Here is a 16,448-nt window from a genome sequence, read left to right as displayed (position 1 = left end):
TAGCGTGCCGAACGGGTCGGTGTTGTCTAAGGCAACTGTCCATCCGCTCTCAACCTTCCGGCCCCCTCCTGCGTATGCTGCCTGGACCCCTCAGGAACCCGGAGAGACGTATGCGCCTGTTGCCCTTCTTCGCCACCGCCCTCGTCGTGGCGGCTTCCGTCAGCGCCTCGGCGCAGATCGACGCCCGCCTGATGCGCTACCCCGACGTGTCGGCGACGCAGATCGTCTTCACCTACGCCAACGACCTGTGGATCGTCCCCAAGGCCGGCGGCACGGCCCAGCGGCTGTCCACGCCCAAGGGCGAGGAGTCCTTCGCCCGCTTCTCGCCGGACGGCCGGGAGGTGGCCTTCAGCGGCAACTACGACGGCAACCTGGATGTCTACACCCTGCCCGTCACCGGCGGCGTGCCCACCCGGATCACCCACCACCCCATGCCCGACCGCATGGTGGACTGGACGCCGGACGGGAAGTCGATCCTCTTCGCCTCGGGCATGGAATCCGGCAAGGACCGCTTCAACAAGCTCTTCACGGTGGCCAAGGGGGGCGGCCTGCCGAAGGCCCTGCCCCTGCCCTACGCCGAGTTCGGCGCCCTCTCCCCGGACGGGAAGGTGCTGGCCTACCAGCCCATCAGCACGGACTTCCGCACCTGGAAGCGCTACCGCGGCGGCATGGCCTCGGAGATCTGGTTCTACGACCTGGAGAAGAAGACTGCCAGCCGCCTGCCCAGCGAGGGCGGCTCCAACGACTCCCAGCCCATGTGGCACGGCGGGAAGCTCTACTTCCTCTCGGACCGCGACGGCGCGAAGCGCGCCAACGTATGGTCCTATGACCTCGCCACGAAGGCCTTCAAGCAGATCACCTTCTTCAAGGACTACGACGCCCACTTCCCCGCCATCGGGCCCTCGGACATCGTGCTCGAGGCCGGCGGGCGCCTGCACCGCATCGAGCTGCCCTCCGAGAAGGTGGTCGAGGTGAAGGTGGAGGTGGTGACCGACCAGGCCACTCTGAGGCCGCGGGAGGAGAACGCCAGCCGCCTCCTGAAGAACCCCACCCTCTCGCCCCAGGGCAAGCGCGTGCTCTTCGAGGCCCGGGGCGAGGTCTTCTCCGTGCCCGCCGAGAAGGGCTACGTGATGGACCTCACCCGCACGCCCGGCGCGGCGGAACGCTACCCCGCCCTGTCCCCGGACGGCAAGCAGGTGGCCTATTTCAGCGACCGGACGGGCGAGTACGAGCTGTACCTGCGGTCCGCGGACGGCTCCGGCCAGGAGCGCCAGGTCACGCACCTGGGCCCCGGCTTCCGCTACCGCATCTCCTGGTCCCCGGACGGGAAGCAGCTGGTCTTCGCGGACCAGGCCATGCGCATCAACCTCTGCGACCTGGCCACCGGCAAGGTGCAGACGATGGACAAGGGCCTCTTCCTGTCCGATGGCCCCCTGGAGGCCTTCCGCGCCAGCTGGTCCCCGGACAGCCGCTGGGTCGCCTTCCCCCTCGACACCCCCAACCGCAACAGCGTGATCGCGATCTACGACACGAAGACCGGGCAACGGCACCAGGTGACGGCGCCCTTCTACAACGCCGGCGACCCCGCCTTCGACGCCGAGGGCAAGTATCTCTTCCTCAGCACCGGCCAGCAGTTCGCGCCCACCTACAGCGACCTGGACGGCACCTGGGTCTATGCCGCCACCACCCGCCTGGCGGCCCTGCCCCTGCGCAAGGACGTGCCCTCGCCCCTGGCCCCCCGCAACGACGCAGACGCGGCCAAGGATGAGACGAAGGAGGAGAAGAAGGAGGCTGGCAACGGGGGCGCCAAGAAGGACGCCGACAAGCCCGAAGCCCCCAAGGCCGTGGAGATCGACTTCGACGGCCTGGAGTCCCGCATGGTGCTGCTGCCTCCCGTGGCCGGCTACTACACGGACCTGGCCGCCACCAAGGGCAAGCTGGTCTACCGCCGCGCTGCGCAGCTCAACCCCATGGCCGAGACATTCACGGGCACGCTCTACACCTACGACCTGGAGGAGCGCGAAGAGAAGGCCGTGCTGGCGGACGTGGACGGCGCCCTCCTCAGCGGAGACGGCAAGAAGGTGCTGGTGAACCGGAAGCAGGAGTACGCCCTCCTGGACCTGAAGCCCGACCAGAAGTTCGAGAAGAAGCTGCCCACGGGCGAGCTGCTGATGACCGTGGACCCCCGCGCCGAATGGCAGCAGATCTTCAACGACGCCTGGCGTCTCGAACGCGACATGTTCTACGACCCCGGCATGCACGGCGTGGACTGGAAGGCCCAGAAGGCGCGCTACGGCAAGCTGCTGCAGGACTGCGTCACCCGCGAGGACGTGAACTTCGTCATCGGCGAGCTCATCTCCGAGCTGAACGCCTCCCACGCCTACCGGGGCGGCGGTGATCAGGAGATGCCGGCCCGGCTCGGCGTCGGCCTCCTGGGGGCGGACTTCGCCCTGGAGCACGGCGCCTACCGCATCAAGACCATCCTGCGCGGTGCGGACTGGGATGCCAGCGTCCGCGGCCCCCTGGCCCAACCCGGCCTCCAGGTGAAGGAGGGCGACTACCTCCTGGCCGTGAACCGCATTCCTCTCGATCCCCGCGTGGATCCCTGGGCGGCCTTCCAGGGCCTGGCCGGCAAGACCGTGCTCCTCACCGTCAATGACAAGCCCACCCTGGACGGCGCCCGCGATGTGGCGGTGGCGACCGTGGCCACCGACTACCCCCAGCGCTACTGGGCCTGGATCGAGGCCAACCGGAAATACGTGGAGAAGGCCTCCGACGGCCGCATCGGCTATGTCTACGTGCCCGACACGGGCCTCGGCGGACAGACGGACCTGGTGCGCCAGTTCCGCGGCCAGTGGGACAAGGAAGGGCTGATCATCGACGAGCGCTTCAACAGCGGCGGGCAGATCCCCGACCGGTTCATCGAGATGCTGGGCCGCAAGACCCTGAACTACTGGGGCGTGCGCGACGGCAAGGACTGGCAGTGGCCCCAGATTGCCCACAACGGCCCCATGGCCATGCTCATCAACGGCTGGAGCGGCTCCGGCGGCGACCTCTTCCCCCACTACTTCCGCCAGACCGGCCTCGGGCCCCTCATCGGCCGGCGCACCTGGGGCGGCCTCATCGGCATCAGCGGCGCCCCCGCCCTCATCGACGGCGGCACGGTGACCGTGCCCACCTTCGGCATCTACTCCAAGGAGGGCCAGTGGATCGTCGAAGGCCACGGCGTGGACCCCGACATCGAGGTGGTGGACGACCCCGCCCTGCTGGCCCAGGGCAAGGATCCCCAGCTCGACCGGGCCATCCAGGAAGTGGAAGCGGCGATCAAGAAGCAGCCTGCCGCCCCCCGCAAGCCCGCCTACCCCGACCGCTCCGGAAGGTGATATGCGCCCGATCCGTTCCGCCCTCCTGCTCCTGGTGACCCTGGCCGCCAGCCTTCTCCCGGCCCAGACGCCCACCGAGGGCGACGCCCGGCTCCGCGACTTCCGGTTCCAGTCCGGCGAGACGCTGTCCGAGCTGCGCATCCACTACCGCACCTACGGCACGCCGCGGAAGAACGCCTCCGGCGCGGTCCGCAACGCCGTGCTCATCCTGCACGGCACCACCGGAAGCGGGGCCCAGTTCACGGGCCCCGCCTTCGCGGGCCAGCTCTTCGGCCCCGGTCAGCCCCTGGATGCCGCGACCTACTTCATCGTGCTGCCCGACGGCATCGGCCACGGGAAATCCAGCAAGCCCAGCGACGGGCTCCACGCCCGCTTCCCCCGCTACGGCTACCTGGACATGGTGGAGGCCCAACGGCGCCTGCTGGCCGAGGCCCTGGGCGTGACGCACCTGCGGCTCGTCATGGGCACCTCCATGGGCGGCATGCACACCTGGCTGTGGGGCCAGCTCCACCCGGACAGCATGGACGCCCTCATGCCCCTGGCCAGCCTGCCCACGCAGATCGCGGGCCGCAACCGCGCCTGGCGGCGCATGGCCATCGACGCCATCCGCCAGGATCCGCAGTGGCTGGGCGGCGACTACAAGACCCAGCCGGGCTCCCTGGGCCTCGCGGCCCAGATGCTGTGGTTCATGAGCAGCAACCCCGTGCTGCGGCAGGCGGAGACGCCCACCCTGGCCCAGACCGACACGGCCCTGGACGCCTTCGTGGCGCGCTACACGAAGACCGCCGACGCCAACGACGTGCTCTACGCCCTGGAGGCCTCGAAGGACTACGACCCGGGGCCGGGCCTGGAGAAGATCAAGGCGCCGCTCCTGGCCGTGAACTCAGCCGACGACCTCATCAACCCGCCGGAGCTGGGCATCCTGGAGCGCGAGGTCAGGCGGGTGCCCAAAGGCCGCGCCGTGGTGCTGCCGCTGAGCCCCGAGACACGGGGCCACGGCAGCCACACGGTGGCGGCGCTGTGGAAGGACCTGCTGGTGGACCTGCTGAAGCGGTCGGAACGCCCCTAGGGCGCGCCATCCGCTCAGGGCACCTTGAAGGTGAACCGCGTGTGGCAGGGCAGGCAGAGGTTCTCGCTGGCCTTGTGCTCGTGATGGCAGCGGGTGCAGTCCGTCTGGGTGCCGTAGTGCCGGTTCTGGTGGGGGTTCGTGGGCTTCGCCTGAGCCGTGCGGGCGGCCAGGTCCGCCGGGTCGTGGCAGCCCTGGCACTGGCGGAAGGGCACGGCGGCGGGCTTGCCGCTCTTGCCGTGGCACTGGGCGCAGGTGACGCCGCGCGCCGCGTGCTTCGAGGTCCGCGCCGCAGGAGCGGCGCCCAGGGAGGCCGCCAGCAGGCCGGCGAGTCCGAATCCCAGGATCCGGGAGGGAGTGAGGATGGTCATGTCGTCTCCGTTCGGGCGTCGTCCAGGGGTCAAAGGCGCGCGACGTGGCGGCCCGTCAGGTAGCCGAAGGTGTAGCAGCGCCCCAGGGAGAGGCCGAACACCGTGAGCGGGTAGTCCACGCCGCCGTAGAAGCCGCCGCCGAGGTTGCCGACGAGGAAGAGACCCTTGATGGGCTTGCCGTCCGCGTCCAGGGCCTGGTGGTGCTCGTCCACCAGCATGCCGGAGCAGATGGCGGACACGCGCACGCGGCGATGGATGCCGTAGAAGGGGGCCTTCAGGATGGGCGCGAGGAAGTTCGCGGGCTTGCCGAAGTCGCTGTCCTTGCCTGAGGCCACCACCTCGTTGTACCGCCTCACCGTGGCCACGAAGGTGGCGGGGTCCACCTCGAGCTTGCGGGCCAGCTCCTCCAGGGTGTCGGCCTTGTGGGTGTTGACCTGGGACTCGAACACCCCCTTCTTGGGGCCGGGCTCGTCGGGCATGTAGTTCTTCAGCCCATCGGGCGGCACCAGCTTGCCCGGCCAGGTGGCCGCCTGGGTCATGTAGTCGGCGTCGAAGACCTGCGAATAGTGCCCGGCGTTCTCCGCGTCCTTCAGGTAGTTGTTCAGCAGGGACATCTCCACCGTCTCGTTGACGAAGCGGCGACCCTTGCGGTCCACGGCCAGGAAGGGCATGTCGCACATGGAGGCCGGCCCCGCGTCGAAGTCGTGGAGCATCTTGGTGTGCCCGATGGGCTCGAAGACGCCGCCCGCCCAGTAGGCCAGCGCGAAGCCGTCCCCGGTCCTGTCCATCTGCTTGCGCTCCAGGTGCTTCACGTCGGGGATGAAGTAGTCCGACATGGCCCTGTTGTTCTGGTAGTCGCCGGTGGCGAGGATGACGCCCTTCTTCGCCAGGAACTTGCGGTACTTGCCATCGTGGCCCAGGGCGATGACGCCCTGCACCTCGCCCGAGCGGCCCTGCACCAGCTGCACGGCGGGCATCTGGAAGAAGAACTTCACGCCTGCCTTCTCCGCCGTCTTGGCCAGGGCCCGCATGCCGTCGCCGGTGGTGTAGGGCTTCGGGCCGAAGAAGGAGGTGACGTAGCCCATGCTGTAGCCGTTCACCTTGAGAATGGCGCGCTGGGCCGGGCTGCCCTGGTTCACCACCGTCGCGCCGCCCTGCTTCGCGCGGTCGATGACCCAGCGCACGGCCTCGCCGGAATGGTAGGCCCACTGGCGGATCAGCTTGGGGTTGCAGCGGTGGTTGCTGTCGGCGATGAGGCGCGCCACCAGGGCTTCCACACCGGCCTTCTCGCTGGCGGCCAGGTCGATGCCGGAACCCGTGTTGCCCTGGGACAGGGCGAAGGGCGCCTTCTGCACCACGGCCACCTTGGCGCCGTGCTCCGCGGCGGACAGGGCCGCGGGCACGCCCGAGGCGCCGGCACCCACCACTACCACGTCGAAGATCAGGGTTTCTGAGATCTCGCGGTCGCGGATGGGCTTCGGCTTCGGCAGGAAGGTCAGCGTGGCGCCGCCGTCCGTGCTGGTGGCGAAGGCCTCCACCTTGGGCTCCTTGACGGCCGCGGCCAGGGCCGGGGAAGCCCCCATGCCGAAGAGCCCCACGGCGGCGGCGCCCCCCGCCGCCCGGCCCAGGAAGCTCCGGCGCGACAGGCCCTGCTCCAGCACTTGGCGCGTGTAGGCGTCCGGCCCCTGCCCTTCCTCTCTCGGTTCATCGCTCATGTGTCGTCTCCTTGTCACTCGGATGCGGGGATCGCCGCGCCCTCAGCTCACTCGGCGCGGTCCGTGGCCTCGGCGGTCAGCGCCCGCCCGGCCTTCTTGAATTCGTGGATGCTCTGGCCCAGCGACTTGCCCAGGCTGGGCAGGCGCGACGGCCCGAAGAAGATCAGCAGCGCGCCGCCGATCGTCAGGATCTCGGTCATGCCCAGGTTGCCCATGGCTTGCTCCTCGGATGGAAGCGGTCCTGCGGGAATGCCGGGCGGGAGGGGCCGGGCCGCTTCCAGGGGCCCATCCCGCCCGTTCCCCCCAGGGTCAGAAGGTGTAGAGGATGCCCAGGCCGAAGCCCGTGGTGGAGGCGCCCGGGGCCACGGTGCCCACGGGCGGGAACAGCGCGTAGCTCGAGGACCGCTCGTTGGTCATGCCGTAGACGGAGGCGTAGAGGTCCGCGGACTTGGCGAGGCTGTAGCTGTAGCCCGCGCTCCACTGGGTACCGCCCAGTCCGTTGGTGGTGGCGGGGCCGCCGCCCACCACGGTGACGCTGCCGGCGGCCGCCTTGCCGTAGGCGCCGAAGAACTGGTGCTTCGCCCAGCGCTGCTGGACAAGGACGTACCAGGCGTCACGCTCGTAGTGGTTGACCTTCCCGTCAATGGTGTCGTCGGTGTCGTAGGCCAGGCGCTCCACGATGGCGGAGACCTTGGTGCCCGTGGGGAAGGCGTAGCTGCCCACCAGTTCGTGGGCCACGTCCCTGGACGAGGTGTTCGTGGGCGTCGCGCCCGCGGAGCCGCCAAGCTGGGCCAGGCCGAAGTAGTCCTTGTGCTGTTCATAGCCGTAGCTGAGGGTGAAGGCGCCGCGCTTGTAGGACAGCAGGGCGGAATACAGCTCGGGGCTGATGGAGGGCACGGTGGCGGAGGCGGTGGTCTTGCCCTCGTTCACCGAGTAGGCCACGCGGCCCGAGAAGCCGTTCACCTCGGGGCTCCAGTACTGGATGCTGTTGCCCTGCCGCCGGTTGAAGGCGGCGTCGGCCTTGCCATTGACGCGGCCGTTCTGGGTGGTGGTGCCGGGCACGTTGAAGCCGGGGTTCGCGGTGAGCGCGTTGTCGAATGGGTTCAGGCCGCGCAGGGCGCCCACGAAGAGGATCGGGTACTTGTAGGGCGTGTCCCAGTTGCCGTAGAACACGCGGCCCCAGGAACCTTCCAGGCCCAGGCAGCTGTTGCGGCTGGTGAGGGAGTTGGGCGCGTCGCCGTCGGGACTCACGGCGCTCTCGATCTGCCAGATGATCTTCAGGTCGTCGCTGACCTTGAAGCTCCCGCGGAAACCCAGGTTCGACGTGCCCGAGGTCATGCGGTTCCGGGCGGCCAGGTTGCCCGCGTCGCCGGTATAGGCGGAGGCGGCCACCTGCGTGGCCCCGCCCGTGGCGGGGGACAGGCCCGGCGCCGTGGCGCCGCTGGTCCTGATGTGGTCCACGAAGGGCAGGAAGGTGCCGTAGATCTGCGTCTCGCTCGCCTGGGCGGCGAGGAGCGCGGGCCAGGCGCAGGCCAGGGCGGCGGTGAGAGTTCGGAGCTTCAAGACAGACCTCCTCTGTGTTGCCTAGTCGCAACATTTCAACGGTTGAATACATATGTTGACCTCTAGGTTTTCAATTCCCGAGGCAAGGCAAGCTTAGACCTCCCGCGTCCGTCCGGCCTGGTACGGAACGGACAATTTCTGGTGAATCCCGTCCTGGACTCGCCTTCAGGTCGCGCTCTCCAGCTGCCGGGTGCGGCGGAAGGCCGAAGGCGTCTCGCCCGTGGCCTTGCGGAAGGCCTTGGTGAAGTTCGAGTGCTCTTCGCAGCCCAGCAGGGACGCGATCTGCTGCACGCTCATGTCGGTGTGCAGGAGCAGTCGCTTGGCCTCCAGCATCACGCGCTCGATGATCAGGGTCTGCGGCGTCTTGCCCAGCACGGCCTTGCAGGCGGTGCCCAAGCGGCGCGGGGTGCAGCGGAGCTTCCGTGCGTAGAACTCCACTTCCTTCTCCTCCTGGAAGCTCTTGTCCAGCTGGTGGAGGAAGGCCTGGAAGAGCTTGAAGTCGGCACCGCTCTGGGCCTGGGCCCGGGCCGCCTGTTCCCGGATGCGGGCCTGGAAGAGGTGCAGGAAGGCTGCCAGCAGGTGCCGGATGGCCGGCCGAGTCTCCTCCCGCGCCACCTGGCCCAGGTCCCAGAGGAGCCGGGCCAGGGCCGACGCCTGGCGCACCAGCGCGTCATCGTGCAGGGGCAGGTTCGGCGCCGCCAGGAAATCCGAGAAGACCCAGGATGCGTCGTCGTCCAGGAAGTCCTCGCCGAAGTCGAACATCCAGCCCTCCGCGGGCACGTCCGGCAGGAAGAGGTGTTTCTTCCCCTTGGCGATGAGCATGACCCAGGGCGCCTCCAGGCGCGTCTCGACGCCGTCCACCCAGTGGCTGCCCGTGCCCTTCGTCAGGAAGAACACCTGGTGGAAGGGATGGCTGTGCGGCACCGGCTGGCCCATGAGCCAGTTGAGGTTGCTCCGCTCGTCGAGGGGCCAGACCGTGAACAGCGACTTCATGGGACAACCCTGTGGCTCGAAAGGTCCCGAGGCGGACCATTGTTGACCACAGGGTTATCTTGAGCAAGGTCCCAGGAGCTACTTGCCGAAGATTTCCTTGAAGAAGTCCTTCATGTGCTGCCAACTCCGGCGATGGGCGGCCTCGTTGTAGGCCGCGCCCTTGCTGTTGTCGCTGCCGGCCTCCTTCTGCGTGAAGGCATGCACCGCGCCCGCGTAGGCCACGAACACGTAGTCCGCCTTGGAGGCGCGCATCTCGTCCTGGAAGGCGGCCACGTCCTTGGCGGGCACGAAGGGATCGTCGGCACCGTGGCACACCAGCACCTTGGCCGCGATGGGACCGGGCTTGAAGTCCGCGGGCACGTCCAGGCCGCCATGGAAGGAGACCACGCCCTTCACGGGCAGGCCGGCGCGCGCCGCCTCCAGGGCCCCCGTGCCGCCGAAGCAGAAGCCGATGACGGCCAGGCGCGACGCATCCACGCCCTTCTGGGCCTTGAGCGCCTCGAGGGCCGCGGCGATGCGGCGTTGGTAGAGGGCCCGGTCGCCCTTGTACTGGCCCGCCAGCTTCCCGGCCTCGGCGGTGTTCGCCGGGCGCACCCCGTCGCCGTAGATGTCGGCGGCCAGGGCCACGTAGCCCAGCTTCGCGAGGTCGTCGGAAACCTTGCGCTCATGGTCCGTGAGGCCCATCCACTGGTGGATCACCACCACGCCGGGCGCCTTTCCCTTGGAGGCAGTGGGCTTCGCCAGGTAGCCCGAAAGCTTCGTGGCGCCGTCGGCGTAGGTCAGCGGCTGGCCGGCGAGCAGCGGGAGGGTGGCGAGAGAGAGGGCGAGGGCGGCAGGTCGCATGGAGCCTCCGGGGTGGAGGGTGATCCTATAGCTGTTCAAACCAGAATTCCAGGCCGGGGGACCCGGGACCGATAAGGGGGGATGAGCCGCTGCGGTCCCGATCCCCGAGCCGGCCCATCAGGAATCCCGTCATGTCGATCCACCTCCATCCGGACGTCGAGGCTGAAGCCCGGCGTCGGATGACAGCCCAGATGTTCAAGAACGCGCCCTTCACCTGGGGTGCGCACTTGGCCAACGCCGCCCTGCTGGCCTGGGTCAACGCGACCCAGGCCGCCCCGGCGAGGATGGCCCTGGCCTGGTGGGGACTCGTCGCGACGACGGCGACGGTCCGCTACGCGCTGGCCCGCCGCTTCGCCGCGGCGGATCCGGATGCCGGCCAGGCCATGGTCTGGCGACGCCGGTACGTGCTGGCCACGGCCCTGGTCTCCGCGGCCTGGGGCCTCGGCGCCATCCCCTTCATCTGGTACGGCAGCGAGGGGACACGGATGTTCACCGGACTCGTGCTGGCCGGCATGGTGGCCGGCTCGGTGCCCATCCTGGTGGCCGTCCCCGCCGCCCTCCGCGTCTTCGTGGCGCTGGCGGGCGTGCCCATGGCGGTGGCGATCCTGCTCCGGGCCCACTCCGGCCTCCAGTGGGCCTTCGGGTTCATGTGCCTCCTCCTCATGGGCTACATCCTCGCGGGGACCAGGCACCTGCACGAGATGCTCGGCGTCTCGATCCGGTTGGGCCTGCAGCAGGGGCGCGCCGCCGAGACCCTCGAGCGGGCCCATGCCGCGACGGAGCAGGCCCTCGCCCAGCGGAAGGAGCTGGAAGAGGCGATGCGCCGGGAACGCGACTTCGCGGAAGGGCTGATCGACACGGCCCAGGCCATCGTCATCGTCCTCGACGCGGAGGGTCGGATCCTCCGCTTCAACCGCTTCGCGGAGGAGCTCTCGGGCTACGCCCAGTCGGAGCTCCAGAACGCGGACTGGTTCGCCATCTTCCCGCTGGAGGCAGAGCGGAACGAGGCGCGGGCGCGCTTCCAGGAGGCGGTGGCCGGAGGGAGGAGCACCGCGAACACCAGCGAGATCCTGGCCCGGGATGGACGGAAGATCCTGGTGGAGTGGCACGACAAGCCCTTGAGGGACGCCGGCGGGGCCATCATCGGACTGCTGGCCCTCGGCCAGGATGTCACCGAACGCGAGAAGCTGGCGGAGTCCCAGCGGCTCCTGTCCGCCGCGGTCGAACAGAGCGTCGCCTCCATCGTCATCACCGACACCCACGCGGACATCCAGTTCGTCAATGCCGGCTTCACCCGGTCCACGGGCTACACGCCGGCGGAAGCGATCGGCCAGAACCCCCGCATCCTCAAGTCCGGCCACACCCCCCGGAAGACCTTCGAGGACATGTGGGCCGCCCTCAACCAGGGCCTCCCGTGGGAAGGGGAGCTGGTCAACCGGAAGAAGAACGGCGAGGAGTACTGGGAGCTGGCCCGCATCTCCCCCGTCGTGGATGCCAGCGGCCGGACGACGCACTACCTCGCCGTCAAGGAGGACATCACCCAGCGCAAGGCCATGGAGGCCGAGTTGCAGCGCCTGGCCACCACGGATCCCCTCACGGGCGTGGCCAACCGCCGCCGCTTCCTCCAGGAGATGGACCTGGAGCTGGCCCGCCACAAGCGCTTCCACAAGCCCGCGGCCTTCCTGCTGCTGGACCTCGACCACTTCAAGCAGGTGAACGACGCCCATGGCCACGCCGCCGGGGACCTCGCGCTCAAGCACCTCGCGGAACTGGCCCGGATGCGGCTGCGGCGACTGGACCTCTTCGGCCGCCTGGGCGGGGAGGAGTTCGGCATCCTGCTTCCGGGCACGGACCAGGCGGGCGCCATGGCCTTGGCCGAGCACTTCCGGAGCCAGGTGGCGCACACGCCGGTGCCGTCCGGCGCGGGTTCCATCGCCCTGACCGTGAGCATCGGCCTGACCACCTTCGATCCAGGCGATGCCGCCCCGGACGCCATCCTGGCCAGGGCCGACGCAGCCCTCTACCGCGCCAAGGAGGGCGGACGGAACCGGGTGGTGTCGAATCCGGCTGTTCAGCGCCCCGTGCTGCCGTAGCCCCCGTTGCCGCGCCCTGTGTCGCCCAGGGCCTCGACGCTGGCTTCGGGGAGCCAGGTCCAGCTCTCCACCGGGGCCACCAGGAGCTGGGCGACGCGCTCGCCGCGGCGCAGCTCGAAGGGGGCGTCCCCGTGGTTGATGAGCAGCACATGCACCTCGCCGCGGTAGTCGGCGTCGATGGTGCCGGGGGCGTTCAGCACCGTGAGGCCATGGCGCAGGGCCAGCCCCGAGCGGGGCCGCACCTGGCCCTCGAAGCCCTGGGGGATGGCCAGCACCAGGCCCGTGGGCACCAGCCGCCGCTGGCCCGGCGCGATCGTCCAGGTCTCGCCCTCGGGGATCGCCGCCCGCAGGTCCATGCCCGCGGCGTGCGCCGTGGCGGCGGCGGGCAGATCGAGGCCGTGGCCATGGGGGAGCTGGTGAACCGGGATGTGCATGGAACCAGAGTCCCAGGGGGAAAGGCCGGGACGCAATCCCGGGTTCCGCCCCAGACGGCAGTTCCCTTCCTTGGCCCGGGCCTGCGGCTTGATAAACTTGATCTTTGGCCCGGATATCCCGCGCCGAGTTTTTCGGGAGGGTCATGGCCCACGGTGGCCGCCGATGGATCGCGCCGACCCTCGCGGGGCTCGCGCTGGCCGCCCTCGTGGCCTGCCAGCGGGAGGATCCGCAGATCCGCGCCCTGACCGAGCAGGCGGCCCAGGCGGACGAGGCCTCCCAGCAGCTCCGGCAGGCCTGGAGCGCGCAGTTCAAGAGGCTGGCCCTGGTCGGTGTCCGGGATCTCCGCTTGGATGCCAGCCCCATGCTGCTGACGCCGGCGCAGAAGCGGGCCCTGGAGGCGCGGCTCCGGATCGAGAAGGACAGCTCCCGGCGAGGCCTCCTCCAGGAGGTCCTGGACAAGGAGGCGGAGCTCCGGACGCTGAGCGATCGGGTCATGGACCTCAAGGCGGCGCTGCCTCCGCCGGAGATCGCGCAGGCGAACGACAGCCACTACGGCCTGGCCCTGCGCTTCCTCCGGGGCCGCGGCCTCTCGGAGGAGGCGGCCCGGAAGGCGCTCAGCCACGTGCCCCTGTCGGAGCGCATGGCCCCGGGCTTCGAGGTCTACCACTTCTACGTGCATGGCGAGTACGGCACCTGGGTGTCCCAGGGCGCGGCCGCGGTCTCGCCCCGGGAGCTGGACCGCCGGGAGCCGGATCCCCTGCCCGGCCAGCGCGACGCGGCGGTGGCCACCAGTCGGCGGCTCCAGAAGCAGCTCGGCGTCCTGGAGCGCCAGAAGCGCGAGATCGAGCGCGAGATCTCCACCCTCCAGGCGGAGCAGCTCGGCTTCCTCGAAGGCCAGGCCCGCCTCCAGTGGGAGAACGCCGACCAGCTGGCCCGACTGAACTCGCTGCACTACCTGGTCGGCGTCCGGGCGGCCCTGGAGAAGGAAGGGATCATCGAGATTCCCCTGTTCGGCCTGGACCACTCGGGCCCGACCTGGCGGGACGCGGTCTTCACCCGCCACCTGGACCTCCGCCACGGCACCACCCTCATCATCCGGGCCCAGGAACTGGGCCTGGCGCGCATCGGCAAGGTGATCGTCGTCCCCGGTTCCTACACCGCGGGCGAGCACTACCGCCTGACCCTCAGCGCCGACGGGCAGGCCGCCACCGTGGAACTCCTCGCCCTGCCCCGCTTCAAGAACGACAAGGTGGTTTTCGCCGTCGAGGACTGACCGGTCCGTGGATGTGGCCGTGGATGTGGCCGTGGATGAGGCCGTGGATGGGCCGGTCCAAGGCGGATACCCTGGAGATCCGCGCTTCCCGCCGCGGACAGGCACCCGATGCGGATCCGGCCAGGCGCCTTCCGAACGGACTCCAGCCCGCTCCCCACCTTCCGGATCCCCCCATGTCCTCCGTCTTCGGCCACGCCCTGGCTGGCCTCACCATCAGCGCCGCCTTCCACCAGGGCCGGCCCCCCCGCCGGGTCCTGGCCTTCGCAACGGCCTGCGCCCTGGCGCCGGATCTGGACTGGTTCACCGCCTTCCTCGGCCTCGACGGGACCAGCCTGGCCCACCGCGGCATGAGCCACTCCCTCCCCGCCCTGCTGCTCCTGGCCACGACGGCCATGCTCCTCGGGTTCCGGGCCCAGCTCCGGAGCCCCCGCCTCTGGGCCTGCATGCTCTCGGCCGCCCTCTCCCACAGCCTGCTGGACGCCTGCACCTTCGGGGGGACCGGCGTGGCCTTCCTGCTGCCCTTCTCCGATACGCGGTTCGTCTGCGTCTGGCAGCCCCTCTTCGTGTCGCCGATCCCCCTCTCCGGCAAGCTGCTCGACTGGCTGCTGTTCTCCCTGGGCACCGAAGTGGTGTGGATCGGCATCCCGGCCCTCCTGGTGCTCGGCGTGCCCCGGGCCCTTCAGTGGCTCCGGATGCGCAGGCGGTCCGAGGAAACGCCCTGATCCGGCGGTTCAGCGGCCTTTCACCAGCTGCCCGCAGGCGCCCTGCACGTCGCGGCCGCGGCTGCGGCGAACGGTGACGAAGCAGCCGCGGGCCTTCAGCCACTCGGCGAACTGCTGGACGCGGTCTTCGCCGGGCTCGCGGAAGGCGCTGGCGGCATGCTCGTTCATGGGGATGAGGTTCAGGTTGTGGCCGCTGCGCAGGTCGCCCAGCCAGTCCGCCAGGCGCGCCGCATCAGCCTCGCTGTCGTTCTCGCCGGCGATGAGCACGTACTCGAAGCAGAACTTCTCGCCGCGCTTGGGCGCCCAGTCGTCCAGGGCCTGCCGCAGCCGCGCCAGGTTCCACACCCGGTTCACGGGCATGGTGCGGCTCCGCGCCGCGTCCGTGGTGGCGTTGAGGCTCAGCGCCAGCAGGGGGCGGGGCTCGAGTTTGGCCAGCTTCTCGATACCGCTCACCAGGCCCGAGGTGCTCACGGTGATGCGGTTCTTCCCCAGGCCCAGGCCCGCCGGGTGGCACATGAGGCGGATGGCGCGGTGCAGGTGGTCGAGGTTGTGCAGCGGCTCGCCCATGCCCATGAACACCAGCGTCAGCTCATGTCCGCGCTCCGGCCCCAGCTCCGCCATGAGCGTCAGCACCTGGCCCAGGATCTCGCCGGGCTGGAGGTTGCGCAGGATGCCCATGCTGCCCGTGGCGCAGAAGGTGCACCCCATGGCGCAGCCCACCTGGCTGGAAATGCAGTAGGTCACGCGGGGATTCCGCACCTTGCGCGGCATGTGGACGGACTCGATGCGCTTGCCGTCGATCAGCTCCAGGGCCAGCTTCGTGGAGCCGTCGCCCGAGGCCTGGCGTTCCACGATCGACGGCAGGCGCAGGTCCGCCACACCCTCCAGCCAGCGGCGGATGCCCGAGCCCAGCTCCGGCGCGCCGTCCTTCCAGGTCCAGGGCCGGTGCAGGCGCTTGAAGGTCTCCAGGGCGCTGCCGGGGCAGCCGAGCGCCGCCAGGTCCTCCGGGAACAGCGACCAGGCCGAAGGCAGCCCCACCCGCTCGGGGGCGGGGCGATCCCAGGGCATGGGGGCAAGACTCGTCATGCCTCCAGTCTATCGGCCACTCGGCGGGATCCAGCCCCCGGCAGCACCAGGGCATTGCCCGCCAGGCAGAAGGCCGCGCCCAGGGCCATCCCCCAGCGCCACTGGAGCCCTTCGAAGGCGGTGGAGAGGGCCAGGGCCACCACGGGGATGACAATCATGGCGTAGCCGGCCCGGCCGGCCCCGATGCGGCCCACCAGGGTGAGGTAGGCGCCGAAGGCGAGGATCGATCCGAACAGGGAGAGGAAGGCCAGCGAGCCCAGGTAGCGCGGGGAGGGGTCGAAGGCGAAGGGCCGGCCCGCGGCCCAGCAGAAGAGGGCCACGAAGGCAGCACCGTAGGCCATGCCCACCGCATTGCCTTGGACGACCGGGATGCCCTGGCGCTGGTTGCGCTGGGACACCAGGTTGCTGAGGCTGGCGGCCACGGTTCCGGCCAGCGCGAACAGCAGTCCGGCGCGGCTCAGGCCACCCTGAAGCGGCCCTGCGGCGCCGGGCAGGCACACGATCCCCACGCCCGCCACGCCGAGAGCCATACCCGCCAGGGCCCTGCGGGTCAGCGGGGTGCCGAAGAAGACTCGCGCACCGACCAGGTTCAGGACCGCCATCAGGGAGAAGATCACCGCCATGAGGCCCGAGGGGATGCGCTGCTCGGCCAGGTAGACACAGACGTAGTTGATCCCGAACATCAGGGCGCCCTGGAGGGCCAGCCAGCCGTGCTCCCGCCGCGTGAAGCGGAGCTTCAGCCCCCGCAGGAGGCACCAGACGACAAGCAGGGCCGCGGCCAGGGCGAAGCGGTAGGCCACGGAGGCTTCGGGCGCCACGCGGCCGTACTGGTAGGTGATGGCGATCCAGGTGGAGCCCCAGATCAGGATGGATGCGAGGTAGAGGGTCAGGTTGCTCACGGAACC

General features: G+C 69.9%; 14 protein-coding genes. 5 read left to right on the top strand and 9 right to left on the bottom strand.

Annotated features, from left to right (window positions below):
* Window positions 1-110 precede the first annotated feature (110 nt).
* Entirely contained in the window at window positions 111-3,383 is a 3,273-nt protein-coding gene (locus MLG87_RS09070; protein WP_243294864.1) for a S41 family peptidase, read from the top strand.
* Window position 3,384: 1 nt separating this feature from the next.
* Entirely contained in the window at window positions 3,385-4,452 is a 1,068-nt protein-coding gene (locus tag MLG87_RS09065; protein ID WP_243294863.1) for an alpha/beta fold hydrolase, read from the top strand.
* A gap of 14 nt (window positions 4,453-4,466) precedes the next feature.
* On the opposite strand, the gene MLG87_RS09060 is transcribed toward MLG87_RS09065, so the two are convergent.
* From MLG87_RS09060 to MLG87_RS09035, 6 genes are all read right to left on the bottom strand, one after another.
* Window positions 4,467-4,820: a cytochrome c3 family protein gene (locus MLG87_RS09060; protein WP_243294862.1), complete on the bottom strand. Its 354-nt coding sequence runs from the start codon at window positions 4,818-4,820 to the stop codon at window positions 4,467-4,469.
* Window positions 4,821-4,849: 29 nt separating this feature from the next.
* The gene (locus MLG87_RS09055; RefSeq protein WP_243294861.1) at window positions 4,850-6,535 is read right to left on the bottom strand and encodes an FAD-dependent oxidoreductase; all 1,686 of its coding nucleotides are present in this window, start codon (window positions 6,533-6,535) and stop codon (window positions 4,850-4,852) included.
* 47 nt (window positions 6,536-6,582) lie between these two features.
* Window positions 6,583-6,750 (bottom strand): twin-arginine translocase TatA/TatE family subunit, encoded by a 168-nt coding sequence (locus MLG87_RS09050; protein ID WP_243294860.1) that lies wholly within the window; start codon window positions 6,748-6,750, stop codon window positions 6,583-6,585.
* A gap of 94 nt (window positions 6,751-6,844) precedes the next feature.
* Window positions 6,845-8,098 carry a porin gene (locus MLG87_RS09045; protein WP_243294859.1) on the bottom strand — a complete coding sequence of 418 codons (1,254 nt, stop codon included), beginning with the start codon at window positions 8,096-8,098 and terminating at the stop codon, window positions 6,845-6,847.
* A gap of 165 nt (window positions 8,099-8,263) precedes the next feature.
* The gene (locus tag MLG87_RS09040) at window positions 8,264-9,091 is read right to left on the bottom strand and encodes a helix-turn-helix domain-containing protein (RefSeq protein ID WP_243294858.1); all 828 of its coding nucleotides are present in this window, start codon (window positions 9,089-9,091) and stop codon (window positions 8,264-8,266) included.
* A 78-nt stretch (window positions 9,092-9,169) separates the two neighbouring features.
* A complete protein-coding gene (locus MLG87_RS09035) occupies window positions 9,170-9,934 on the bottom strand; it encodes a dienelactone hydrolase family protein (protein WP_243294857.1) in 765 nt (254 codons plus the stop codon).
* 131 nt (window positions 9,935-10,065) lie between these two features.
* On the opposite strand from MLG87_RS09035, the gene MLG87_RS09030 reads away from it, so the two are divergent.
* Window positions 10,066-12,027 (top strand): sensor domain-containing diguanylate cyclase, encoded by a 1,962-nt coding sequence (locus MLG87_RS09030; RefSeq protein WP_243294856.1) that lies wholly within the window; start codon window positions 10,066-10,068, stop codon window positions 12,025-12,027.
* On the opposite strand, the gene dut is transcribed toward MLG87_RS09030, so the two are convergent.
* Window positions 12,006-12,461: a dUTP diphosphatase gene (gene dut / locus MLG87_RS09025; RefSeq protein WP_243294855.1), complete on the bottom strand. Its 456-nt coding sequence runs from the start codon at window positions 12,459-12,461 to the stop codon at window positions 12,006-12,008. The two genes, MLG87_RS09030 and dut, sit on opposite strands and share 22 nt — an antisense overlap.
* 143 nt (window positions 12,462-12,604) lie before the next feature.
* Between dut and MLG87_RS09020 the strand changes: the two genes are divergently transcribed.
* Window positions 12,605-13,735 (top strand): hypothetical protein, encoded by a 1,131-nt coding sequence (locus tag MLG87_RS09020; protein WP_243294854.1) that lies wholly within the window; start codon window positions 12,605-12,607, stop codon window positions 13,733-13,735.
* Window positions 13,736-13,908: 173 nt separating this feature from the next.
* On the top strand, window positions 13,909-14,457 hold the full coding sequence (locus MLG87_RS09015; protein WP_243294853.1) for a metal-dependent hydrolase: 549 nt from the start codon (window positions 13,909-13,911) through the stop codon (window positions 14,455-14,457).
* Window positions 14,458-14,466: 9 nt separating this feature from the next.
* Here MLG87_RS09015 and rlmN read toward each other — a convergent pair whose 3' ends face one another.
* The gene (gene rlmN / locus MLG87_RS09010) at window positions 14,467-15,543 is read right to left on the bottom strand and encodes a 23S rRNA (adenine(2503)-C(2))-methyltransferase RlmN (protein ID WP_243294852.1); all 1,077 of its coding nucleotides are present in this window, start codon (window positions 15,541-15,543) and stop codon (window positions 14,467-14,469) included.
* On the bottom strand, window positions 15,540-16,442 hold the full coding sequence (locus MLG87_RS09005) for a DMT family transporter (protein WP_243294851.1): 903 nt from the start codon (window positions 16,440-16,442) through the stop codon (window positions 15,540-15,542). The genes rlmN and MLG87_RS09005 overlap by 4 nt, the downstream gene beginning before the upstream one ends.
* Window positions 16,443-16,448: the final 6 nt, after the last annotated feature.

Source organism: Geothrix mesophila, from assembly GCF_022808835.1.
GTDB classification, from domain to species: domain Bacteria; phylum Acidobacteriota; class Holophagae; order Holophagales; family Holophagaceae; genus Geothrix; species Geothrix paludis.
The sequence above is the reverse complement of the archived record's forward strand: the minus strand, read 5'-3'. Positions and strand labels throughout refer to the sequence as shown.